The 23,474-nt window shown below is 74.7% G+C and carries 15 protein-coding genes and 2 pseudogenes; 7 read left to right on the top strand and 10 right to left on the bottom strand.

All coding sequences use genetic code 11. From position 1 onward, the window contains the following. The 4 genes and pseudogenes from ABEB00_RS20345 to eccCa form a co-directional block, all read right to left on the bottom strand. Positions 1-1,089 (bottom strand): annotated as a pseudogene (locus tag ABEB00_RS20345) (hypothetical protein); the annotation flags it as partial. Between the two features lie 20 nt (positions 1,090-1,109). Next, positions 1,110-2,405, bottom strand: a complete 1,296-nt coding sequence (gene eccB, locus ABEB00_RS20340; protein WP_345621313.1) for a type VII secretion protein EccB — start codon at positions 2,403-2,405, stop codon at positions 1,110-1,112. A 12-nt stretch (positions 2,406-2,417) separates the two neighbouring features. Further along, positions 2,418-3,812 (bottom strand): type VII secretion integral membrane protein EccD, encoded by a 1,395-nt coding sequence (eccD, locus tag ABEB00_RS20335; RefSeq protein ID WP_345621312.1) that lies wholly within the window; start codon positions 3,810-3,812, stop codon positions 2,418-2,420. Then, complete coding sequence (gene eccCa, locus ABEB00_RS20330) at positions 3,809-7,843, bottom strand: type VII secretion protein EccCa (protein ID WP_345621310.1); 4,035 nt, start codon at positions 7,841-7,843, stop codon at positions 3,809-3,811. The genes eccD and eccCa overlap by 4 nt, the downstream gene beginning before the upstream one ends. Before the next feature lie 260 nt (positions 7,844-8,103). Here eccCa and ABEB00_RS20325 point away from each other — a divergent pair, with 260 nt between their 5' ends. Together ABEB00_RS20325 and ABEB00_RS20320 are read left to right on the top strand one after the other, a co-directional pair. Beyond that, entirely contained in the window at positions 8,104-8,736 is a 633-nt protein-coding gene (locus ABEB00_RS20325) for a response regulator transcription factor (RefSeq protein ID WP_345621309.1), read from the top strand. 600 nt (positions 8,737-9,336) lie between these two features. Further along, complete coding sequence (locus ABEB00_RS20320; protein ID WP_345621308.1) at positions 9,337-10,218, top strand: ricin-type beta-trefoil lectin domain protein; 882 nt, start codon at positions 9,337-9,339, stop codon at positions 10,216-10,218. 17 nt (positions 10,219-10,235) lie between these two features. On the opposite strand, the gene ABEB00_RS20315 is transcribed toward ABEB00_RS20320, so the two are convergent. From ABEB00_RS20315 to ABEB00_RS20305, 3 genes are all read right to left on the bottom strand, one after another. Next, complete coding sequence (locus tag ABEB00_RS20315) at positions 10,236-13,646, bottom strand: ATP-binding protein (protein WP_345621307.1); 3,411 nt, start codon at positions 13,644-13,646, stop codon at positions 10,236-10,238. A gap of 81 nt (positions 13,647-13,727) precedes the next feature. Then, a complete protein-coding gene (locus ABEB00_RS20310; RefSeq protein WP_345621305.1) occupies positions 13,728-14,606 on the bottom strand; it encodes an SMP-30/gluconolactonase/LRE family protein in 879 nt (292 codons plus the stop codon). Then, the gene (locus ABEB00_RS20305; RefSeq protein ID WP_345621304.1) at positions 14,603-15,376 is read right to left on the bottom strand and encodes an IclR family transcriptional regulator; all 774 of its coding nucleotides are present in this window, start codon (positions 15,374-15,376) and stop codon (positions 14,603-14,605) included. Before ABEB00_RS20305 ends, ABEB00_RS20310 begins: the two co-directional genes overlap by 4 nt. Before the next feature lie 151 nt (positions 15,377-15,527). Here ABEB00_RS20305 and ABEB00_RS20300 point away from each other — a divergent pair, with 151 nt between their 5' ends. Then, positions 15,528-16,118 (top strand): hypothetical protein, encoded by a 591-nt coding sequence (locus ABEB00_RS20300; protein ID WP_345621303.1) that lies wholly within the window; start codon positions 15,528-15,530, stop codon positions 16,116-16,118. A gap of 52 nt (positions 16,119-16,170) precedes the next feature. On the opposite strand, the gene ABEB00_RS20295 is transcribed toward ABEB00_RS20300, so the two are convergent. After that, entirely contained in the window at positions 16,171-17,043 is an 873-nt protein-coding gene (locus ABEB00_RS20295; protein WP_345621302.1) for an ATP-grasp domain-containing protein, read from the bottom strand. Between the two features lie 50 nt (positions 17,044-17,093). After that, positions 17,094-17,465: a MerR family transcriptional regulator gene (locus ABEB00_RS20290; protein WP_345621301.1), complete on the bottom strand. Its 372-nt coding sequence runs from the start codon at positions 17,463-17,465 to the stop codon at positions 17,094-17,096. A 148-nt stretch (positions 17,466-17,613) separates the two neighbouring features. Between ABEB00_RS20290 and ABEB00_RS20285 the strand changes: the two genes are divergently transcribed. The 3 genes and pseudogenes from ABEB00_RS20285 to ABEB00_RS20275 all read left to right on the top strand — a co-directional run bounded on the left by ABEB00_RS20285 (position 17,614) and on the right by ABEB00_RS20275 (position 21,080). After that, a complete protein-coding gene (locus tag ABEB00_RS20285; protein WP_345621300.1) occupies positions 17,614-18,573 on the top strand; it encodes an alpha/beta hydrolase family protein in 960 nt (319 codons plus the stop codon). Positions 18,574-18,743: 170 nt separating this feature from the next. Then, positions 18,744-19,244 (top strand): annotated as a pseudogene (locus tag ABEB00_RS36090) (cysteine/serine endopeptidase inhibitor); the annotation flags it as partial. A 1,026-nt stretch (positions 19,245-20,270) separates the two neighbouring features. Continuing rightward, positions 20,271-21,080: a polysaccharide lyase family 7 protein gene (locus ABEB00_RS20275; protein WP_425586535.1), complete on the top strand. Its 810-nt coding sequence runs from the start codon at positions 20,271-20,273 to the stop codon at positions 21,078-21,080. A gap of 59 nt (positions 21,081-21,139) precedes the next feature. Here ABEB00_RS20275 and ABEB00_RS20270 read toward each other — a convergent pair whose 3' ends face one another. Beyond that, a complete protein-coding gene (locus ABEB00_RS20270; protein ID WP_345621298.1) occupies positions 21,140-21,850 on the bottom strand; it encodes a FadR/GntR family transcriptional regulator in 711 nt (236 codons plus the stop codon). Positions 21,851-22,115: 265 nt separating this feature from the next. Between ABEB00_RS20270 and ABEB00_RS20265 the strand changes: the two genes are divergently transcribed. Then, entirely contained in the window at positions 22,116-23,447 is a 1,332-nt protein-coding gene (locus ABEB00_RS20265; protein ID WP_345621297.1) for an SLC13 family permease, read from the top strand. The last annotated feature ends 27 nt before the right edge of the window (positions 23,448-23,474 follow it).

The following is a 23,474-nucleotide window of genomic DNA, read 5'->3' as shown; positions in this document are numbered from 1 at the left end:
GGGGGCGGGGGCGGGGGCGGGGGCGGGGGCGGGGGCGGGCGTCGGTCCGAGCAGCGGAGCCGCCGACGGCGACGGCTCCGGGTCCGGCTCCGGGTCCGGGGTGCGGGCCGGCGACTCGTCCGGTACGACCTGTACGGCCTCGTCGCCCCCGGGTCCGGGGCCGGGGCCGGGGCCGGGCCCGGTCTCCGCGCCCGCGGTCCCGGTGTCGCCCTCGTCGCCCTCGTCGCCCGCCACGGCTGCCCGGGCCGGGGCGGTCGGGTCGGTGGGCAGGCCGGTCCACCGGGCCGGAGCGGCGGCACCACCGGGAACGGTGGAGGGCAGGCCGTCGTACAGGACGACCGGGTGGCGCACGGTGTCGGCGAGGAGCTGGACCGGTGGCCGGCCGGCGGGGGTGTCCAGCGCGCCGTACAGGACGAAGCGGACCGCCGGGCGGGCGCCGGGGAGCACGGTGTCCCAGAAGGCGGCCACGTCGGCGGGGGGCAGCGGCGGGGCGCCGGGGCTGCCGAGGACGACCAGGAGGAGGTCCGGGTCGGTGGGCTCGGCCTCGACCGCGCCCCGGTGACGGTCGCCCGGCGCGTCCCCTCCGGTGTGGCGCAGCCAGACGCCCGCGGGCACCGGTTCGACCGCGGTGCCGGGCCCGGCCGGACGGGTGCGGGCCGGCACCGAGAACTCCCAGTGCGGCTTGGGGAAACGCTGTGCCGCGGGCTCGGGGTCGCGGCCCGGCCGGAACCGCAGCCAGGCGGCCCCGTCGTCGCCCGGCACGAACAGGCCGCCGGCGGCGGTCGGGATCAGGTCGCCGTCGGCGGCGAGGACCTCCCGGCCGAGCCGCCCGGCGATGAGGCGGCAGGCCGCACGGATGTCCTCCCCCGTCTCCCGGCCGAGAACCAGGCGCGGGCTGCCGAGGCGGGCGGACGAGAGCAGCCGGGCCACCGACTCCCACTCCGCGGTGAGCGCGCCGGCGGGCAGGTCCACGACGACCAGGGTGTGCCGCGGGTCGCCGGCCAGCCCGGCGGCGAACGCGGCGGCCCGGTCGTCGAACCGGCCCCTGGGGTGGATCAGCAGGGCGTCGCCGACGGACGTCGACCGCAACCGGAGCCGTCCCACCGGACTCAGCCCTTCGCCGCGGCGGCGCGGCTGAGCACCGGACCGTCGGGGACGAGGGCGAGGACAGCCGCGGGCAGGGCGAGCCGGCGCCCGCTGTCGCCGAGCCCGAGGGCCCGCACGGCGTCGGAGTCGGCGATCCGGTACTTCAGGCCCTGCTCGGTGATCAGGTACTCGGTCCGGCCGCCGTCCGGGACGGCCAGCACACCGCCCCCGGCGGGCAGCACGACCCCGCCGCGGCCGGCCGCGCGCACGGTGATCCGGGTCCGGCCGCCCGGGCGTTCCTCCAGGCAGACGGTGCCGTCGCCGGCCGCCGCGCGCACGCCCGTCAGGTCCGGTGCCCGGCCGGTCGGGCCGCGGTCCGCCGACACCGGGGCGGCGGCGATGTCCGGCTGTCCGACCCGCCGCGGCGCCGGTGCGCCGGGGCGGGCGGCGAGCAGGGCGTACTCGGTGGCGTTGACGAGGGCGAGACCGTCGGAACGCATCACGTAGTGGTGCTCGGTGCCGTCCGCGCCGGTCCGGAAGACCTGGCCGACCCGCGCGGACCGCCCGGCGACCCGGCCGGCCGGCTCCCCCGCGCCGGACAGTTCGGGGGCGGCGAGCGCGGCGCCGGTGGGGACGGCGGCCAGCCAGTCGGCGGTGGCGGTCAGGGACGTCTGGTCGTCCAGGCCGAGGGCGATCAGCGTCGCGTCGCCGGGCACCGGGTGCTTGACGCCGCGCAGCAGCAGGTACCGGGTGCCGCCGGGGCCGCTGAGCAGTGCCTGCCGGTCGGCGGGCAGAGCGGCGAGCGCGGCGGCGGGGCCGCCGAACACGAGAGTCTGGCCCCGGCCGGCGGCGCCCGGTCCGGGCAGACAGCGCGCCCACGCCCCGGTGGCCAGCGCGGACGCGTCCGGCACGGTGTCCGGCGCGCCCTGGAGGCCGACGGGCGTGCCGTGCGGGACGCCGGCGAGGGAGGCCGCGGACACCGTCTCCGGCGCGGTCCGCCCGCCCGCGATGAGCAGCGCGGAAGCCTGGTTGCGTACGGGACGCAGCTCGCCGCCCGTGTACACGTACCGGTTGCCGGTCTCCTCCTCCACGACGATCGCCCCGTTCTCGCGCCAGCCGTCCGCGGCGACGGGCGAGAGCAGTCCGTACACCCCGAACCCGGCGCACAGCAGCACCAGCAGGCCCACGCCGAAGACCGAGCCGAGCGTGGAGCGCCGGGTCGGGCTGTCGCCCCGGCCGGGGTCGCCGCTGACCAGGGCGGAGGCGAGGCGGCCCATGGCGAACTGGTAGGCCTGCACGTGATCGCGTCGTGTCTGCACGGTCGCCGTCCCCTAGCCCGCGAGGCCGCGGAAGTACGTGTACGCGTGCAGCACCTGGAACAGCAGCGGCAGCAGGGCGATCGCCGTGACGATCTCCAGCAGGTCGCCGAGGTGCCCCCACAGCGGCAGCAGCCGGGCGCGGGGCAGCCGCCAGGCGCCGACGAGCAGCAGCAGCGCGGCGGCCAGCAGCACCGCGAGGACGGCGGCCCGGCCGCCGGGACCGGTGGGCGCGGCCCGGACGATGAGCAGGAGCCCCAGGCCGTAGGCGCCGGCCAGTACGGCCGGGACCCGCTGGAGGGTGCCGTTGGTGCCGCGCGCGCGGAGCAGGACGGCCAGGCTGAGCGAGAGCGGCAGCACCCAGCCGGCCCAGCCGTGCTCGCGGTCGGCGAGCAGCCAGAGGGCGACCGCCCACACCAGCGCGGAGGAGATGCCGATCGCGTCGAGGCAGGCGGTGGCGACGGTGACCCGGCCGGACACGGTGTCGCCGGGCTCGGGTTCGATGTCCCGCTGGAGTTCCTCGGCGTCGTGCGGCAGTGCGGCCACCCGCAGCCGGGCCGTGCGCAGGGCCAGCCGGGGGGCGACGTGCCCGAGCAGGAACAGGCCCACCGCGACCACCGCGGCGGCCTGCACCCCGTGCAGTCCGGTGGCCTCGGCGAGTCCCGCGCCGATGGCGGCGGCGACCGCCGTGAGCAGCACGGTGCCGGGGACGACCAGGGGCAGCGCGCCCAGCGCGAGCAGCAGACCGGCCAGTACGACCACGCACCCGGCGCCCGCGAGCACCCCGGCCGGGCCGGGGGCGAACTGGCCGGACGGGCCCTCGCGCAGGGTCGTCCCGGCCAGCGCGGCGAAACCGAACGCGCCGATGCCGGCGACCAGGACACTGCCCCGGTCGGCTCCCGCGCGGGCGGCCGTCGCGCACCCGGCGGCCAGCACCAGGGCGACCGCCGCGGCCGCGGCGGCGGTGAGCGGTCCGGGGCCCGCGCCGAGCAGCGCGGCGGCGAGCGCGGCCAGCGCCAGGCCGGCCAGGGCGAGACCGAGGGCGCGGGTGAGTGCGGGGCGCCAACGGCCCGGTCCGGCGCCGACGGTGTGCGCGACGCCGTCGGAGACGTCGTCGAAGTGCAGCGCGGGCAGCGCCGCGGCGGCGGGCCGCAGGTGCAGTACGTCGCCGTCGCGCAGCCGGGCGCTCTCCGGGGTCGCCTCGGGGTCGAGGGGTTCCTCGCCGAGCCGTTGCAGGGTCCAGCCGGTGCCCTCCTGGCCGGGGCGGGCCGCGTGGCGCAGCAGTACCGGCAGCAGGGCGGCGAACGGGGTGGTGACGGGCACGGCGAGGTCGGCCCGGCCGTCCGGTGCCTCGATGGTGACGCGGCAGACCTCGGTGGCCCGCACGGGCAGGGGTGCGGCGGTGGTCATCGTGCTCCTGTGGGGACGGGCGCCGCCGGCACCAGGCCGGTCTGGACGAGCTGGACGGTGCGCCGGGTGACGAGCTGGGCGCGGCCGGCGGGCAGGGTGCGGGGCTTGGCCTCGCCGATGAACTTGCCTTCCTCCTTGGGGTAGGAGAAGAGCAGCGCCGGGTTGCCCAGCTCCCACATGCGGCGGATCAGCGGGTCCATGACGGACCGCATGGCGCCGGAGGTGGAGCGGGCCACCACCAGGTGCAGCCCGATGTGGGCGCCCTGGGCGAGCAGCGGCACCAGCGGCATCATCGGGGTGGGTGTGCCGGGCGCGCCGGCGAACAGGTCGTAGTCGTCGACGAGGACGAACAGCAGCGGGCCGGTCCACCAGTCCCGCTGCTCCAGTTGCTCCGGGGTGACGTCGGCGCCGGGCTGCCGTTTGGCCACGGAGACGGCGGCGCTGTCGGCGAGCTTGCCGAGGGCGTCGTGGTCGACGACGTAGCCGACCCGGTACTCCTCGGGGACGTCCTTGAGGAGTCCGCGTCCGGGGTCGGCCAGCAGGATTCTGGCCTCCTCGGGGCGGTAGCGGGCGGTGATGGCGCGGATGGCCAGGCGCAGGGCGTTGGTCTTGCCGGTCTCGCCGTCGCCGTAGACCAGCAGGTGCGGGGTGGCGCCGAAGTCGTGCCAGACGGGGGCGAGGCGGTGCTCGTCCCAGCCCAGGCAGAACCTCAGGTCGCGGGTGTCCGCGGGGGCCGGCAGCCGGCGGGCGTCCAGCCGGGTCGGCAGCAGGCGTACGCCGGGGGCCCGGGGGCCGGTCCAGAAGGTGTCGATCTCGGCGACCGCGGCCTTGGTGGCGGCCGTCAGGTCGTCGGTGCGCGAGGAACTGTCGAGGCGGGGCAGCGCGGACAGGAAGTGGTGTCCCGACGCGGTCAGGCCGCGGCCGGGGCGGTGCGGGACGCCGGCCGCCGCGCGGGAGCCGACCTCGGACTCCATCGAGTCGCCGAGCCGCAGTTCGAGCTTGGTGCCGAGCAGGTCCCGCAGCCGGGGCCGTACTTCGGACCAGCGCACCGCGGAGGCGACCAGGTGCAGGCCGAACGACAGGCCCCGGGCGACGAGTTCCATGATCCGCCGTTCCAGGTCGTCGAAGTCCTGGCGGAGCGTGGCCCAGCCGTCGACGATCAGGAACACGTCGCCGAACGGGTCGTCCAGCGTGCCGTCGGCGCGCAGCGCCCGGTAGGCGGCCATCGACTCCAGGCCGCGGGACGTGAACGACTGCTCGCGGGTCTCCAGGATCTGGGTCAGCTCCTCGACGGTGCGCAGCACCCGGTCGCGTTCCAGCCGGGTGGCCACCGAGCCGACGTGCGGCAGACCGGCGGTGGAGACCAGACCGCCGCCGCCGAAGTCCAGGCAGTAGAACTGGACCTCCCGGGGCGTGTGGGTCAGCGCCAGCGACAGCATCAGGGTGCGCAGCAGGGTCGACTTGCCGGTCTGCGGTGCGCCGACCAGGCCGATGTGGCCGTCGGCGCCGGACAGGTCGGCGGTCAGCAGTTCCCGCAGTTGCTCGAACGGGCGGTCCACCATGCCCAGCGGGACCCGCAGCGCGCCCTGGACGCGGGGGTCGGCGGCGCCCATGCCGCGTCGCGGGTCGGGCACGATGCCGGGCAGCAGTTGGTCCAGGCCGGGCGACTCGGACAGCGGGGAGAGCCAGACCTGCCGGGCGGGCGGGCCGCTCTCCTCCAGCCGGCCGGCGAACACCTCCAGCAGGCTCTCCTCGGCGCTCTCGCCGCCGTCCGCCTCCGGTTCCGGGCCGGGGTCCGGGCCGCGCAGGGCCTCCTCGGCGAGCGAGACCAGCCGGCCGGCCTCCTCCGCCTCCCGGGCCGCGGCGGGCGGGCCGTGCCGTTCCAGCCCGAAGGCGGTCACCTCGCGGACGGCCGCGCTCGCCTGGTGCTCCGCCTCCTCCGGGCCCGCCGGGGCGGGCGCGGGTCCGGAGACGTACGCGGCCTTGAACCGGACCAGGTTGGTGGTGTCGACCTTGAGGTAGCCGTTGCCGGGGGCGGACGGCAGCTCGTAGGCGCTGGAGGTGCCGATCACGCTGCGCGACTCCATCGAGGAGAAGGTGCGCAGCGCCAGCCGGTACGACAGGTGGCCCTCGACCCGGTGGATACGGGACTCGTCCAGCCGCTGGGAGGCCAGCAGCAGATGCACGCCGAGGCTGCGCCCGAGCCGTCCGATGGAGACGAACAGGTCCACGAACTCCGGTTTGCTGGCAAGCAGTTCGGAGAACTCGTCGACGATGATCAGCAGGGAGGGCAGCGGGGCGAGGGTGCTCGCCCCGCCGGCGCGCGCCTTCTCGTACTCGAAGAGCGAGGCGTGGCCCGACTCCCGCAGCAGTTCCTGGCGGCGGATCATCTCGCCGTTGATGGAGTCCCGCATGCGGTCGACGAGCGGGAGTTCGTCGGCGAGGTTGGTGATGACGGCGGAGGTGTGCGGCAGCCGGTCCATGTTGAGGAAGGTGGCGCCGCCCTTGAAGTCCACCAGGACCAGGTTGAGGATCTCCGAGGAGTGGGTGGCGGCCAGGGCCGTGACGAGGGTGCGCAGGAGTTCGCTCTTGCCGGAGCCGGTGGCGCCGATCAGCAGGCCGTGCGGGCCCATGCCGCCCTGCGCGGACTCCTTGAGGTCGAGTTCGACGATCTCGCCGTCCTCGGTGACCCCGATCGGCACCTTGAGCCGGGCCTCCTGGGCCAGCCGCGGCCGCCACTTGGCCGCGACGTCGAAGGTGCGGACGTCGCGGATGCCGAGCATGGTGGCCAGGTCGAAGTCGGACTCCAGCGGGCGGTCGACCAGGTCGACGCCGCCGCCGGTACGCATCGGAGCGAGCGTCCGGGCCAGCGTCTCGGCCTCGACGGGTCCGAGCCGGTCGGCGCGCCCGCTGACGTTCTCGGTGCCGCTCGGGAAGTCGACGCGTCCGCCGCGGACGGTGAGCCGCAGCGTCCTGGGGCCGCCGGGCACCGCGCCGGTCAGGTCGAACAGCACCACGCCGCGCAGCCCGGCCCCCAGCAGCCGTGAGGTGGCCGGCAGCGGTACGCCCTGCGCGACGATCACCGTGAACGGCTCGGTCACACTGGGCGAGGAGGCGGGGTCGTGGTCGGGGCGGTCGCGGACGTCCGGCCCGAGCAGGTCCAGCAGCGCGTCGTGGTCGCCGGCGGCGAGCCGCACCGCTCCCGCGCCGTCCTCCTGTGCCGGATGGGCGTTGTGCGGCAGCCACTTGAGCCAGTCCCAGGCGCGGTGCGCGGGCTCGTCCCCGAGTACCGCGACGCGCAGTTCGTCCGGGGAGTGGAAGACCGCCAGCCGGGCGAGCATCGCGCGGGCCAGTGCCACCGCCTCCTCGGTCTCACCGGTGAACTCGACACTGGTGAAGCGCTGCAGCGAGACCGGCACGGGCAACAGCGGCACGGTCTGGTGGGCCCTGGTGAACCGGCGCAGCGAAACCGCGCACAGCGGGTCCAAATCCTCCACCGGCCGGGTTTCCGGCGGCAGGAACTCCAGCGCGGCACGCCGGGTGCCCAGGCCGATCCGGACCCTGGCGAAGTCGTCGTGTCCGGGCCGGCGCTCCCACAGCCGGGGGCCGGCCGCGAGCGCCCACAGGTCGGACGCCCCGGGGTTGTCCCACAGCAGCGCGGTCCGCTGTCCGTCGGCGGCCTGCCGGGCCTGCGCCCGCTTCTGGCCGAGGTAGCGCAGGTAGTCCCGGCGTTCGGCACGCATCCGCCGGCGCCGTTCCGCGCCGGGCCGGCCGATCTGGGTCAGCGTCATGCTGATCATGGCGATGCCCATCATCCCGGTCATCATGTACATGGACGTACCGCCGCCGCCGACCGAGAACATCAGCACCATGGCCCCGCTGCCCAGTCCCATCGGCAGGTACGTCATCACCGAGCCGAAGTCGGCGGTGGCCGGTTCGCCGAGGACCGGGGGCTCGGCCAGTTCCACCTGGCCCTCGGGCATCGGGGGCCCTTCGGCACGCGGCGAGCGCTTGGCGACGACGGTGCTCAACGTGCTCTCTTTTCTGCTTTCCCGGCATTCCGGCGGAACGGTCCGCGGCTGGATCCACGACCGGACCCGCGCGGGGAGAGTAGGCAGGAAGTCGCCGGCGCCCGCGCCGGGCGGGCCGATGGCCGCCCCTGAGGACAGCGAAACCTGGCCGCAGGGGCAGCCTCCAAGTGCACGCCAAGTCGGCGTTAAGGCGGACCGGTGACGATCCTCGCCTGCCCGATCCAGGACAACGGTGCACGCCGGGAAGGAAAGCAAGGACGTTGGGGACGATCTCGATCGCAGTCCTCGCCGGTGACCCGATCACCGGTGAGGGGGCCGTCTGGTGCCTGCGCCGGTACCCGGGGCTGCGGGTACTGCCCCAGGAGGAGCACCGGCAGGCGGACGTGACACTCATGATCATGCAGGACGTCTCCGAGGAGACCGTGCTGCTGATGGAGTCGCTGGCCGACGGCCGGGGCCGGCCCGGCATGGGGATCGTGCTGGTCACCGGGCACATCGGAGAGGCCCATCTGATGCGGGCGATGCGCCATGGACTGCGCGCGGTGATATGGCGTCAGGACGGCGGCTACGACCGGGTGGTGGAGGCGGTGAGCGCGGTGGCCGAGGGCGGGGCCGCCCTGCCGCTCCTGGTCCAGGGCCGGCTCGTCGATCACTTGCAGGAGATCCAGCGCGACGTCCTGCAACCGCTCGGGCTGACCGCGTCCGGTCTGGAGACCCGCGAGGTGGACGTGCTGCGGCTGCTGGCCGAGGGCCTGGAGACGACGGAGATCGCCCAGAAGCTGAACTACTCCGAGCGCACCATCAAGAGCATCGTCGGCGTCATGATGAACCGCCTCGGCCTGCGCAACCGCGCCCACGCGGTCGCGTTCGCGCTGCGCTCGGGAGCGTTGTAGCCGCCGGCGGTTTCCGGGGGTCTGGGGATCTGGGGATCTGGGGATCTGGGGATCTGGGGGTCTGGGGGTCTGGGGTTCTGCCCCCCAGGGGAAGGGATTTCGGCCCGGTGGGGCAGAGCCGGCGGCATCCGGCGGGCGCCGCTTTCCGTCCCCCTAAAGTCGCCCGCCGGGGACATCGGGCGCGGAGACGGGCAGGCGGACATGGGTCACACAGCAGGGCAGCCGGAGAAGCCGACGGTCTGGGAACGACCACTGCCGTGGCTGAGGGAGACGGAGGGCGGGTCCGGGTCCGGGGCGGGGGCGGGGGACCCGGTCGGGGCCGGTGCCGAGACCGGCCCCGGGTCCGCATCCCGGACCGGAGCCGACGCCGACACCGACACCGACACCGAAGCCGAAGCCGAAGCCGGGCGTACGTCCGGGACCGGTGCCACGGTCGCCCCTGAAACCAGCCTTGAGGCCGGTACCGAGCCCGCGGCCGGAGCGTCGGCCGCGGCGTCCGGGCCACCGGCAGGGGACACGTCCGGTGCCGGCCGCACATCTCCGTCCACGACGGCAGCCGCGGTCGCGGCCGGTGGTCCCGGTGGGCTGTTCCGGCCGCGGGTGCCGAGGGAGGACGGAGGAGGCGCGCGGGGCGCGGAGGACACCGGAGAGGCCAAGGCGGAGCCCGGTGCGCGGGTCGTGGGCGTCGCGGTGGCCGCCTGCGCGCTGCTGGTCCTGGGTCTCGGCAGCGTCGCCTTCATGGCGCTGCCCGATGACGACGCCCCCGGTCCGCACGCCGCGGCCGTGGGTGACGGTACCGTTCCGCAGCTCGCGGAGGGCGGCTCCGCGGAGCCCACCGGCTCCCCGTCCGGGTCCGCGTCCGCGTCCGCGTCGGCGTCGGGCAGTGGCCGTCCGGCGCCGGGGAAGAAGGGAACGCGGCCCGGCGCCGCCGAGAGCACGGACAGCGCGGGGAAGCCCTCCCCCGGGTCGGACACCGCCCACCCGGACACGGCGTCCGGCACCGAGGCGAACCCTCCCGCGAGCGGCGGCGGCACGGCGACGCGGAAGCCCGCGTCCGGTCGGTCCACCTCCGCCACTGCCGCCGCCCAGGTCGCCGCGGCCGGGGACACGATCGTCGGCTACGGCTCCTCGAAGTGCGTCGAGGTGAGCGACCACAACGGGTCGGACGGCTCCCCGCTGCGCCTGTGGGGATGCGACGGCGACGCCTGGCAGAAGTGGGTCTTCAAGTCCGACGGCAGCGTCCGCTCGATGGGCCTCTGCCTGGACATCGCCCACACCTCACAGGCCAACGGCGCGGCCGTCCAGGTGGCGACCTGCAACGGCGGCTGGGCCCAGCGGTTCGAGCTCAACGGCTCCAACGACCTGGTCAACACCGTGATCGGCAAGTGCGTGGACGCCGCGGACCAGGGCACCGGCAACGGCACCCGGCTGCAACTGTGGGACTGCAACGGGGCGTCGAACCAGAAGTGGTACCGGGACTGATCCGGGTCACCGTCACGTCAGCGCCGTACGACCCCGCCGTCCGCCGCCGCCCGGGCCGCCTCGACCAGGTGCGGCGAACCCCACCGCCGTGCCACGCCCTCGGCGGCCGCGAACTGCTCCCGGGCCCGCGTCTCGTCGCCCAGCAGCCGGTACAGCTCGCCCAGCGACTGGGCGAACGGGCGGGTGGCGAAGGAGACACCGGCGGCGCCGGCGAGCTGGTCGCGCAGCGGCAGCAGCAGCGGGACCAGCTCCTGCCCGGTGACCGTGTCCTCCAGCAGCGCGGCCAGCTCGGCGCGGAGGGACAGGGCGATGCCGTACAGATGGTCGGGGACGACGGGCACCGCGGTCGGCGTGCGGCGGCCGAGCGCGTACGCCTGCTCGCGCTCGCCCCGGCGGGCGAGGACGACCCCGAGGGCCAGCCCGACGACGGGCGAGGTTCCGGCGGGCAGGGACCGCAGCAGCGGTTCGGCCTCCCAGGGCCGGCCCTGCCCGAACCGTACGGTCGTCACGCCCAGGACGTGCATGAGGTCGCCGGACGGCGACCCGTGGGAGCGCAGCCGCTCCCGGACCTCCGTGTAACCGGCCTCGGCCTCGGCGAAGCGGCCCTCGACCTGGGCCAGCATGGCCAGGTTCGACAGGTTGATCGTCTCCGCCTCCACCAGCCGGTGCCGTACGGCGACGGCCCGCCCTTCCCCGGTGTGCCGGCGGACTTGTGCCACGTCGTTGCGGGCCCCGGCGGCCATGGCCCCGATGTGCTCCCGCACCCAGCTATTGGCGGGCAGGTCGTGCGCGTACCCGAGCACCCGCAGCTCGTTCGCCAGCGCCTCGCGGCGGTCCGGGAACCTGTCCGGTGCGCGGACCGACGCCATGGTCAACGCGGAAGCCAGCAGCAGCGGATCGCCGATCGCGCGGGCGACGGCCAGCCGCCGGCTCACCTCGCGGTCGGGCCCCGTCCCCCGGTCGCGGGTGGACGGCAGGAAGCCGAGGACGGCCGGATCCCGGTCGGCGCGGGCGAACTCGTGATCGATGAACGTGTCGACCACCGCCGGTTCGACCAGGCCCCACGGTCCGCTCAGCGCCAGTCCGGGCCCGATCCAGGCACCGAGCGAGGCCGCGGCCAGTTCGTCGTGACCGACGCCTTCGGCCGCCTCCAGGGCGCGCTGCCGGGTGTGCCGCGCCGACACGACCGCCCCGGCGCGTATCTCGGCGCGCAGCAGCCGGCCGTACAGGGCGACCAGCCGGCCGGCCCGGCCGTCGGCCGCGCCGGCCGGTATCAGGGCGAACGACTCGATCGCCTGCGTGAGCAGTTCGACCGCGATGTCGTGGGCGTAGCGGCGCTCGGCCAGGTCGGCCGCGCCCAGCGAGTACTCGACGGCGAGTGTCGCGGTCCGCGCGCTCGCGGCCCGGGCGTAGTGGTGCGCGAGGGACGCCAGGTCGTCCGGGCGACGCCGCCGCAGCACCTCGGCGAGCCGGGCGTGCAGGCGAGCGCGGCGTACGCCGACGAGGTCGGTGTAGAGGGTGTCGCGGACCAGCGCGTGCGCGAACCGGACCACGCCGGGCGCCGGTTCGGTCAGCAGCCCGCCCACCACGGCCGCCTCGACGGCGTCGAGCACGGAGTGCTCGTCGTGCCGGGCGGGGTCCGCGGCCTCGACGAGCACCCCGACCTCGGTCTCGCGGCCCACCACGGAGGCGAGCTGCAGGACGGCCAACGCTGCCGCGGGGAGCTGCCGCAACCGTCGTCGCAGTACGTCGCGCACGCCGTGCGGCACCTCGGAGAGCGCCACCAGGGCACCCTCGCTGGCCAGCAGCCGGGCGCTCTCCCGGACGTAGAAGGGGTTGCCGCCGGTGCGTTCGGCGAGCGTGCTCACCGTCCCGGCGTCGACCGGCTCCCCGCACACCGCCCTGACCAGGGTGTCCACCTCCGGCAGCGGCAGTCCGCCGAGCGCCAGCCGGTACGGCGAGCGGTGGGCGAGTTCGGCGAGGGTCCCGGTCAGCCGGTCCGCCGCGTCGGCCGGACGGTACGCGGCGATCGCCAGCACCGGGGAGCCGGCCAGCTCGGCGGTCCGCTCCAGCAGGGCCAGCGTCTCGCCGTCCGCCCGGTGCAGGTCGTCGAGGATCACCGCCAGCGGCGCGTCCGCGGCGGCCTCGCGCAGCCAGGTGCTGAACGCCCGGTGCAGCCGGAACCGGCCGGCCGACGCCCCGGCCTCCGGTCCGTTCGGTCCGGCGCTTCGGCGCCCGTCCGCACCCGGTCCGTCACCGTCGTGGCCCGCCTCCTGAAGCAGGGCGCCGAGCGCGTCCGGGTCGGTGGGCGGCGTCCGGCGGGCAAGCGCGCCGAGGGCCTCCGCCCAGGCCCAGGCGGAGGGGGCGCCGTCGAACTCGGGGCAGCGGCCGACCACCACCGTCCAGCCCTGTTCCCGCAACCGCCGCTGGTAGCGGCCGAGCAGCGCCGACTTGCCGGCGCCCGCCTCCCCGGTCACCAGGACGACGCCGCCGCCCCGCCGGGCGTCGCGGGCCACCTCGGCCAGGGCCCGCAACTCGTCGTCGCGGCCCACGAACAGCTCGTCGGCCGGCCGCAGGACGACCGGCGCGGCCCCGGGCCCGGGGAGCGGCCCGTCCGGTCCCGGCTCCGGCCGTGCGGGCGGCCCCGGCGCGGGCAGCGTCGGTACCGCCGCGCGCAGGACCTCGGTCCGCCCCGCCAGCACGGCTTTCTCCAGTGCGGCCAGGGCGTCACCGGGGCCCAGGCCCAGTTCGTCGGTCAGTACGGCGGTCGCGCGCCGCAGCACGGCCACCGCGTCGGCGCGGCGCCCGCCGGCCCACAGCCCGAGGGCCAGCAGCCGCCAGCCCTCCTCCCGCAGCGGGTACTCCCGCACCAGCGCCTCGGCCGTCGGCACGGCCTCCCACGGGGCGCCGGTCGCCAGGGTCGCGGCGATCGCCAACTCTCTCGCCGTGACGTGCAGTTCGCCCAGACGGGCCGCCTCGGCCTCCGCCCACTCCTCGTCGGCCCACTCGCCGTACGCCGCTCCGTGCCACCACCCGAGTGCTTCCTCCAGCAGCCGCCGGGCCTCGGCCGGCGCCGCCGTCCGGGCCCGGCGTACCGCCGCCTCGAACCGCCAGGCGTCGACCGCGCCCTCGGGCAGCCGTACCGCGTACCCGGGCGGGACGCTGACCAGGACACCGGCCGGGGCGCGGGGTGCCCGGTCGGGTTCGAGCGCGCGGCGCAGATTCGAGACGTAGACGTGCAGGGAGGCCGCCGCCTTCTCCGGTGGCCGGCCCCGCCACAGGCGGTCGATGAGCCGGTCGACGGAGACCACGCGGCCGCCGTCGGCCAGCAGGACCGCGAGGACCGCGCGCTGCCGGGGGCTTCCCAGGTGGACCGGAACACCGTCGAGGTCAGCACCGATCGGCCCCAGGACCTGAACGTTGAGCATGAATCGTCAATCTACATCGGGATTCAGTGCACCCGGAGGCGCCGCTCAGCGTGTCACAACGGCCGGCGGGACCCCCGCGGTTCAGCCCGCGAACGCCGGCTGCGGCAGGCCCTGGCCCGCGCCGGGCAGCACGAGGACGGAACCGGCCAGCGGGTGCGGGGCGTCGAGGCCGGTGCGGGCGGTGGTGACGTACAGGTCGGTCAGGTCCGCGCCGCCGAACGCGCACGCCGTCACCCGCGTCACCGGCAGTTCGACCACCCGGTCGAGCCGGCCGTCGGGGGTGTAGCGGCGCAGCGCCCCGCCGTCCCACAGGGCGACCCACACGCAGCCGTCGGCGTCCACGGCGAGGCCGTCCGGCAGACCGGCGCCCGCCTCGACCTCGGCCACCGTGCGCCGGTCGCCGATCCGCACCTCCCCGGCGCCGGAACCCTGCTCGTGGTCGTGGTCGTGGTGGTAGGAGAAGACGTCGAGGCGGCGGGTCGGTGAGTCGACGTAGTACATGAGCCGCCCGTCGGGGCTCCAGCCGGTGCCGTTGCTGACCGTGACGTCGGACAGGACGGTGGTGAAGGTGCCGTCGCCGGTGAGGCGGGACAGCGTGCCGCCGCCCTGGGCCTCGTCGTAGCGCATGGTCCCGGCCCACAGGCTGCCGTCCGGGGCCACGGCGGCGTCGTTGGCGCGGCGGCCCGGGACGGCCTCGCGGTGCGCGGTGCGCAGGGTGCCGTCGGGGTCGAGCAGGGCGATGCCGTCCCGCAGGTTCAGCACGAGGCCGCCGCCGGCGCGCGGTTTGGCGGCGCCCACGTGCTGCTCGGTGGTGCGTACCGTCCGGCGGCCGGTGGCCGGGTCGAAGGTGTGCACCCGGCGGCCGAGGATGTCCACCCAGATCAGCCGGCCGGCCCCGGTGTCCCAGGTCGGGCCCTCCCCGAGTGCCGCCTCGGCCCGTACCGCCACTTCCCAGTTCATGCCACGCTCCGGTGTCCCAGGTGTTCCGACAGGTCCGCCGCGCCCTTCGCGGCGAGTTGCTCCAGCTCGACGCGGCGCTCGTCGCTCCAGCGAATCATGGGCACCGAGATGGACAGCGCCGCCACGACCTGTCCGGTGCGGTCGCGTACCGGGGCGGCCACGCAGCTCACGTCCGGATTGGACTCGCGGCTCTCCACCGCCACGCCGCGCTCCCGGATCTCCGCGAGGGCCTCGCGGAGTCCGGCCGGGTCGGTGATGCTGTTCGGCGTCATCCCGGCGAGCGGCACGCCGTCCGGGACCCGGGCCGACAGCTCCGCGTCGGGCAGGGAGGCCAGCAGCATCTTGCCGACCGAGGTGCAGTGCGCGGGCAGCCGGCGGCCGGCCGCCGAGACCATGCGCACCGCGTGCGTGGAGTCGACCTTGGCGATGTAGATGACGTCGGTGTCCTCCAGGATCGCCACGTGCACGGTCTCGTCGCAGGTCTCGGCGACGACCCGGGCGACCTGCTGGCCCTCGGCGGCGAGGTCGAGGTGCTCGGCGTACCGGGCGCCGAGCTGGTACGGGCGCACGCCGAGCCGGTAGCGTCCCGGCTGGCCGGGCATCTGCACGATGTACTTCCGGGCGGCGAGCGTGGTGACCAGCTCGTGCACGGTGGTGCGCGGCAGTTGGAGCCGGCGCACGATGTCGGGGGCGGAGAGCGTGCCGTCCCCGTCGAGGAAGAGCTCAAGGATGTCGAGAGCCCTGGTCACGGCAGGTACGAGGCGTCCCACAGCCGGCTCCCCCCTTCTGTCTGGACTTCACGTTTGTTCGAAATTTCAACTGGCGACCGGTATGGCGAACAGGCTAGTCATACCGGCATGTCACAGGCAATGGTCGTGGACGGTGCGCGAGGCGGCGGCCCGGCGGGGCACGATGGACGGCATGCCGACCGGACAGCGCCCCGCCGACCCCTTCACCCCCCTCGACCTCCAGCTCGTGCTGCTGCGCCGCATGGCCGACCACAACGCGGACCTGGTCGAGGAGGCCCGGCACACGCTGGGCGTCTCGGCAGCGGAGCTGCGGGAGGCCAACAAGCGCTGGCAGGCCATGCTCCGCTCACCCCGGTCCCGGTCGGCCGCCGCCCGCTACCGCTCGGTGCTCGGCGAACCGGAGTCGGTGACCCCGCGCCGGATCGGCGACCTGGAGTGCGAGGCGTGGCGGTGGCCGCTCCCCCTCTGGCCCGACCTGCGCTTCGAGGTGCTCGCCGCGGCGAAGGGGGCGGTCTGGAACGAGTGGCTGGTCCGCGCGCCGGCCGCCGCGCCGCCGCCCCTGCGCACTCTCGCCGACCTCACCCCCTGGTCCTGCACGGTCGACGAGGCGGCCCGCGCCTTCGCCCCCGCCCGCCCGCTCCAGGGCTCGGCGCCCACCCGCTGGGCGCTGGCCTTCGCGGCCCCGGACGCCGGGGGCGTGCGCCGGGAGGTGGTCGCCGAGTTCACCTGGGGGCTGCTGCAACGGACGGCGGTCAGCGGGTGACGGTCTGCGGGTGACGGTCTGCGGGTGACGGTCTGCGGGTGACGGCCGGCGGCTAGCCGCCGGCCGCGGTGAGGACGGCCGCGACGACGTGGGGCAGGGAGTGCGGGTGGAGGAAGAGGAAGAGGTTGGGCTCGACCAGTTCCAGTTCCATCACGCACGGCAGGCCGTCCTCGCCGTCCACCAGGTCGACCCGGGCGTAGAGCGGCTCGTCCGGGAGCGGTACGGCGGCCAGCGCGCGCTCGGCGACGCCGGTCTCGGCCGGGGTGGGCCGCCACACCTCAAGTCCCGGGTGGGCGTTCTTGCTCGCGTCGTACGGTGTGCCGGGCGTGAGGACGGCGCCCTTGCGGCTCGCGTGCAGCAGGCGCCCGCCGACGAACAGCAGTGCCCGCTCCCCCGCCGTGTCGATGGAGCGCAGGTACGGCTGCACCATCGCCGTGAGTCCCTCGGCGTGCATCCGCTCCACCTGCCGTACCGCGTCGGCGCGCTCACCCGGCGTGTACCGGGCGGCGAACCGCGCCCCCGCCCCGGAGGTCGGCTTGACGACGTACTCGTGGTCCTCGGGGAGGACGGGCGCCTCACCGGGAGCGAGGTAGCGGGTGGGGACGACGGGGACGCCGGCCGCCGCGAGGTCCTCCAGGTAGCGCTTGTCGGTGTTCCAGCGCACGAGCCCGGGCGAGTTGGCCAGTCGGGTCGTCTTGCCGCACGTCTCGGCCCAGGCGATGAACTCGGCCGACCGCCAACTGTAGTCCCAGGTGGAGCGGATCAGCGCGAGATCGAACCGGGCCCAGTCGACGCCGGGGTCGTCCCACACCTCGACGGAGACCTCCGCGCCCGCCGCCGCCAACGCCCGTGCCAGGGCCGGGAGATCCGGGTCGGTTCCTGTCTGCGGACCGGGACGGCAGGTCACGAGCGCTATGTGGGGCACGGAACTCCTCTTCGTACGACATCTCTTGTACTGGGCGGGCGGTGCGACGGTCACCCGGCGCGGCAGTGCCGGCCGGTGCGCAGGTTCGTGGTGGCGTGGGTGATGACGGTGTCGAGTCGGTCCCGGGCGGCCGCCAGGTCGCCGATCTTCCCCTCGATACGGTCGCGTTCGGCCGCGAGCCGGACCAGCAGCTCCGGCGTGGCCTCGCCGTCCACGACGCACGGCAGCAGCTCCCGGATCGACGTGCTCGACAGCCCGGCCGCGTACAACTGCTGGATGAGCCGGACCCGGTCGACCGCGCTCGCCGGATAGTGGCGCTGGCCGCTCGGGCTGCGCCGGGAGGCGAGCAGGTCCTGTTCCTCGTAGTAGCGCAGCGACCGGACGCTGATGCCGGTACTGGTGGCGAGTTCGCCGATACGCATCGCGTCTCCACCCTCTCTCCCCGGGTCCCCGTCGCCCCTTGTGTCCCGGACCACACTTCTTGCCTCTGACATCGATGTGAGCTTTTAGCGTAACTCCCGAGGGATCTGCCGAAGGTCCCGCACCCCCTCGCAAGGTAAGGAAACGGCTGTGACCAGCTTGTCCGACAGTGCTCGTGCCGGAGTCCCCGGCACCCCCTCCCCCGTCGTCTCGGTGAAGCCGGTGACCCTTGAGGCGCCGGGTCGCGGGGCGGATCTCCAAGTCCGGATCTCCGCGCCGACGACGGGGAGCGCGCTGCCCGTCATCGTCTTCTCGCACGGCTACGGCTCGTCCCTGGAGGGTTACGGCCCCCTGACCGACCACTGGGCCGGGCACGGCTTCGTGGTGGTGCAGCCCACCCACCTCGACTCCAGGACGGTGGGCCTCGCCCAGGACGATCCCCGCACAGCGCGGCTCTGGCGACTGCGGGTGGCGGACCTGAAGCGGGTCCTGGACCGGCTCGACGTGCTGGAAGCCGCCGTTCCCGGGCTGTCCGGCCGCGTCGACCGGGACCGTGTCGCCGCGGCCGGCCACTCCTTCGGCGGCCAGACGGCGGGCAACCTGCTGGGACTGCGCGTCCTCGACCCGGTGAGCGGGGCGGGGGAGGACCTGTCCGACCCGCGGATCAAGGCGGGGGTGCTGCTCGCCACGGCCGGGAGGGGCGGCGCCGACCTGACGCCGTTCGCCGCCGAGCACTTCCCGTTCCTGAACCCGAGCTTCGCCCACATGACCACGCCGGCCCTCGTGATCACGGGCGACCGGGACGACTCCCCGCTGACCGTCCGGGGACCGGAGTGGACGGCCGACCCGTACCACCTGAGCCCGGGTGCGAAAAGCCTGCTCACTCTCTTCGGGGCGGAACACTCGCTGGGCGGGATCGCCGGTTACGAGGTCCGGGAGACGACGGACGAGCACCCCGGGCGCGTCGCCCTGATCCAGCGGTTCACCCGCGCCTACCTCCGCCACGCGCTCGGCGTCGAGGACGCCGGCTGGACGGCGGCGAAGAAGGAACTGGCGCAGAGCGCCACCCCCTTGGGCCGGTTCGTGTCCCGGCCGGGCCTGGCCGCCTGACCTGCGCGTCGGCCGGCCGTCCGGTCGGTGGCGCGGTGGCGCGGCGGCCCGGTGGCGCGGCCGGGACGGGGGACGAAGCCGCGCCGGCGGCAGTGGCCGAAGAGGCGCAGTCGGTGCCTCACCGGGCAGATCACCCGGCCGATCACTGTCCTGGGCCTTGCGCCTTCTCCATGATCGGCCCTGCGTGGTCTCCGTCCTGGACCACCTCGGGCCGCGCGGCGGGGCCGGGGGCTGCTCGTCGGGTCCGGAGCCGCAGCCGATCCACCACCCGTGACCGACCAGGAGATTGTGTGTCCATTCGGAATCGGATCATCGCGGGCGGCTCCGTCGCCCTGGTGACCGTCACCCTGGGAAGTGTCTCGTTGGCACTGGCCGACGACCCGATCAGCACGGAAACCATCTCCGGCCAGATGACGTACTACAACGACAGCGGCTACGGCGCGTGCGGCACCCAGGTCGACGCGGCCACCGAGGACCTCGTCGCCGTGTCCCACGAGTGGTGGACCTCGGCCGACCCCAACCAGGACCGGCTCTGCGACGGCGTCTCGGTCGAGGTGTCCTACCAGGGCAAGACGATCACCGTGCCCGTCAAGGACATGTGCCCCAGTTGCGACTCCGGGCATCTCGACCTCAGCCAGACCGCGTTCGAGAAGCTCGCGCCGCTGGAGAAGGGCCTGGTCAAGGGCGTCAACTGGAAATTCGTCACCGACGGCGGCGAGGCCATCGCGCTCCCGTCCGCCAGTGGCGGTTCGACGGCCGGCACCGTGGCGACGGGCAGCGGTACGGGCTGGCCGGCCCGGTACGCGGCCCCGTACGTGGAGACGTGGGGGTCGCCGTCCGCGCTGGACGAGGCCCGGGCGGCGGGTCTGAAGTACGCGACGCTGGCGTTCGTGCTGGACGGCGGCGGCTGCAAGGCCACCTTCAACGGCGACACGCCGGTGACGGACGAGGGCTGGTCGTCGGCGGTGCAGGGGCTGCGCGCCGCGGGCGGCGACGTCATCGCCTCGTTCGGCGGGGCGTCCGGGACCGAGCTGGGGCAGGCGTGCGACTCGGCCACGGCGCTCCAGGAGCAGTACCGGACGGCGGTGGACGCGCTGGACCTGACCCGGCTGGACTTCGACATCGAGGGGTCCGCGCTCGGCGACAGCGACGCCAACCACCGCCGTAACCAGGCGTTGGCGGCCTTGCAGAAGGAGGCCGAAGCGGGCGGCAGGCACCTGGACGTCCAGTTCACGCTGCCGTCGGGCCGTCAGGGTCTGGAGGCCGGCGGGGTGGCGCTGCTCCAGGACGCGGAGAGCGCCGGGCTGCGGGTGTCGCTGGTGAACATCATGACGATGGACTACGGCGGCGCGGTGGCGGACATGGGGCAGGCCGCGATCGACGCGGCGACCGGTCTGCACGGGCAGTTGGGGCAGATCTGGCCGGCCAAGTCGGAGCAGGAACTGTGGGCGATGCAGGGCAACACGCCGATGATCGGGGTGAACGACACCCCCGGCGAGACCTTCACCACCGCCGACGCGGAACTGCTCGCGAAGTTCGCCGTCGACAAGGGCATCCAGCAACTGGCGTTCTGGGCGGTGGGCCGGGACAAGGCGTGCCCCGAGGCCGGGAAGCTCTCCGACACCTGCAGCGGTACCGAGCAGAGTGATTACCAGTTCCTGAAGACCTTCAACACGGTCAACACGACGAGCCCCGGCGTGCGGAACACCGCGCGGCCGGTGACGGGACTGGCGACGGGCGGCAGCGCCACGCCGACGCCGTCGGCCGGTGCCACGGACGACGGGCCGGACAGCGGCAGCCGGGAGGAGACCGGGAACCTCGGCGCGGCGGACCCGAAGACGGCCACCGGCGGCGGCATCGACCTGTCGATCTGGCAGCTCCAGGAACCGGTCGGCTCCTCGGGATCGCCCAACACGGTCTCGCCCTCGCAACTCCAGAGCGGTTACCAGAACGACTACATCTACACCGACACCGACGGCGCCCTGACCTTCTGGTCGCCCGAACAGGGTGTCACCACCCCCAACTCCAAGTACCCGCGCTCGGAGTTGCGGGAGATGGACCCGGGCGGCGGCAGTGCGAACTGGTCGCTCAGCGGTACCCACAGGATGAGCGCGACCCTGCGTGTCATCTCCGTCTCCAAGAAGGTGTGTGTCGGCCAGATCCACCTGGGTGAGGGCGGCTCGTCCACCAAGCCGCTGCTGGAGCTGTACTACAGCGCCAACGGCGACATCACCCTCGGCACCGAGAACTCGCCGGAGGGCGGGCAGACCCAGCACTCGGTGGGCAACGTCCCGGTCGGCGAGAAGTGGAGCTACACCATCGGTGTCTCCGGCGGCGACACCATCGACCTCACGGTCAACGGCAGCACCACCCACTACCCCATCGCCGACTCCTTCAAGTCGTACAAGCAGTACTTCAAGGCCGGGGCCTACAACCAGTCGGCGTCGGGCGACAGCTCCAAGGGCGCCAAGGTCGCGTTCTACTCGCTGGACGTCTCGCACGGCTGATCCCCCACGGGACCGGAACGCGACGTAAGGTCACCGGCAGGCCCTGGCCAGCACCTTGGCTAGGGCCTGTCGGCGTCGGGGTCCCAGTCCAGGAGGCGGACCTCGGCGACCGTGCGGACGTGGCGGCGCATCGCGGTCGCCGCCTGCCGGGGCTGCCGGGCGGCGATCGCGTCGAGGATCGCCCGGTGCTGGGACAGCGAGCGGCCGGGGCGGCCGGGCTGGCGCAGGGACTCGGTGCGGCTCTCGGCGATCTGGGGGGCGATGGACCGCATGAACTCGGCGAGCAGACTGCTGTGCGCGGCGGCCGTCACCGCCGCGTGGAACAGCCGGTCGCCCTCGGTGCCGTGGTCGCCGTCCTCGATCTCACCGGCCATCAGGGCGAGTGCGGACCGCATCGCGGCGAGGTCGTCCTCCGTGCGCCGCTCGGCGGCGAGTTCGGCGAGTTTCGTCTCCAGCGCCTCCCGGGCCTCCAGGACGTCCGGGAGGCGCCGGCGGCGTTCGACCATGTCCTCGACCGGTTCGACGTCGAGGCTGTCACGGACGAGGTAGGTGCCGCCGCCGTGGCGCGCCTCCACCAGGCCCTGGACCTCCAGGACCACGATCGCCTGCTTCACCGAGGCGCGGCTGACGCCGAGGCGCTGGGCGAGGTCCCGTTCGGGCGGGAGCCGGTCGCCGGCCCGCAGGCCGCCCTCGACGACGTACTGCCGCAGCCGCTGGAGCACCTGCTCGTACAGGCGCTGCCTGGTCATGGGGCGCAGGGCGTCACTCACGGTCCCTCTCCCGTCGCACGGCCTCTCGCCGGAGCCTAACACCGGGCACCTGGGTGGATGAGTGGCTGAGCCAATTCCGGTCCGACCCCTTGACCGGGGGCCCGGCGCGGGCCCACGCTGACCAGCCACCGCACCTTCCCGTACGCGCCCCTGCCCCCAGCCCCTACCCCCGCCCCCGCCTCCCCGCCCCCTGAGTGGCTCAGCCACTCGGCCATTCGCCCGTCGCCACCGTCCACGTCCGTCGTCGTCGTTGTCGGGAGCCCGCATGTCCCCCGAACTCATCTCGATCCTCGTGCTCGTCGTGGTGTTCGTCCTCGCCACCACCCGTTCCGTCAACATGGGCGCGCTCGCCTTCGCCGCCGCCTTCGGGGTAGGCACGCTCGTCGCGGACCTCGACGCGGACGGGATCTTCGCCGGGTTCCCCGGTGACCTGTTCGTCGTCCTGGTCGGCGTCACCTATCTGTTCGCGATCGCCCGGACCAACGGCACCACCGACTGGCTGGTGCACGCGGCGGTGCGGCTGGTGCGCGGGCGGGTGGCGCTGATCCCGTGGGTGATGTTCGCGCTCACCGGCGCGCTCACCGCGATCGGCGCGGTCAGCCCGGCGGCGGTCGCGATCGTCGCGCCGGTCGCGCTGAGCTTCGCCGCCCGTCACCGGATCAGCCCGCTGCTGATGGGCACGATGGTGGTGCACGGCGCCCAGGCGGGCGGCTTCTCGCCGATCAGCATCTACGGCACCATCGTCAACGGCATCGTCGCGCGCGAGAACCTGCCCGGCAACGAGATCGCCCTGTTCCTCGCCTCGCTGATCGCGAACGTGCTCATCGCGACGGTCGTGTTCCTGGTGTGCGGCGGGCGGAAGCTGTGGGCGCGGGGGGCGGAGGTACCACGGGACGGCGGCGCGGACCCGGGCGCGGACCGTCCCGACGCGGCCGCTTCCGCCCCGGGCGCCGGCCCCCGTCCCGACGAAGACCCCTCCGCCCCGGACGCCGGCCCCGCCCTCACCCCCGCCCGGATCGCCACCCTGGTCTCCCTGGCCGCCCTCGTCGTCGCCGTGCTCGGCTTCGATCTGGACGCGGGTCTGACCGCCGTGTCGCTGGCGGTGGTGCTGAGCACACTGTGGCCGGAGGACAGCCGCCGGGCGGTCGGGCAGATCGCCTGGTCCACGGTCCTGCTGATCTGCGGTGTCCTCACCTATGTCGGCGTGCTCCAGGAGATGGGCACCATCACCTGGGCGGGCGAGGGCGTCGGCGGCATCGGTGTCCCGCTGCTCGCCGCCGTGCTGCTCTGCTACATCGGCGCGCTCGTCTCGGCGTTCGCCTCCTCCGTGGGGATCATGGGGGCGCTGATCCCGCTGGCCGTGCCCTTCCTCGCGCAGGGGGAGATCGGCGCGGTCGGCATGGTGGCGGCGCTCGCCGTGTCGGCGACGGTCGTGGACGTGAGCCCGTTCTCGACCAACGGGGCGCTGGTCCTGGCCGCGGCACCCGAGGCCGACCGCGAAGGTTTCTTCCGGCAGTTGATGGTGTACGGAGGGATCGTGGTGGCGGTCGTACCGGCGCTGGCCTGGCTGGTGCTGGTGGTACCCGGCTTCGGCTAGTCCGGAGCTGATCCAGGGCTGGGCCGT

It is taken from the genome of Streptomyces ziwulingensis, from assembly GCF_039542605.1.
Classification (GTDB): domain Bacteria; phylum Actinomycetota; class Actinomycetes; order Streptomycetales; family Streptomycetaceae; genus Streptomyces; species Streptomyces ziwulingensis.
Note: the sequence above shows the minus strand (reverse complement) of the source record. Positions and strands in the feature narration are given on the sequence as shown.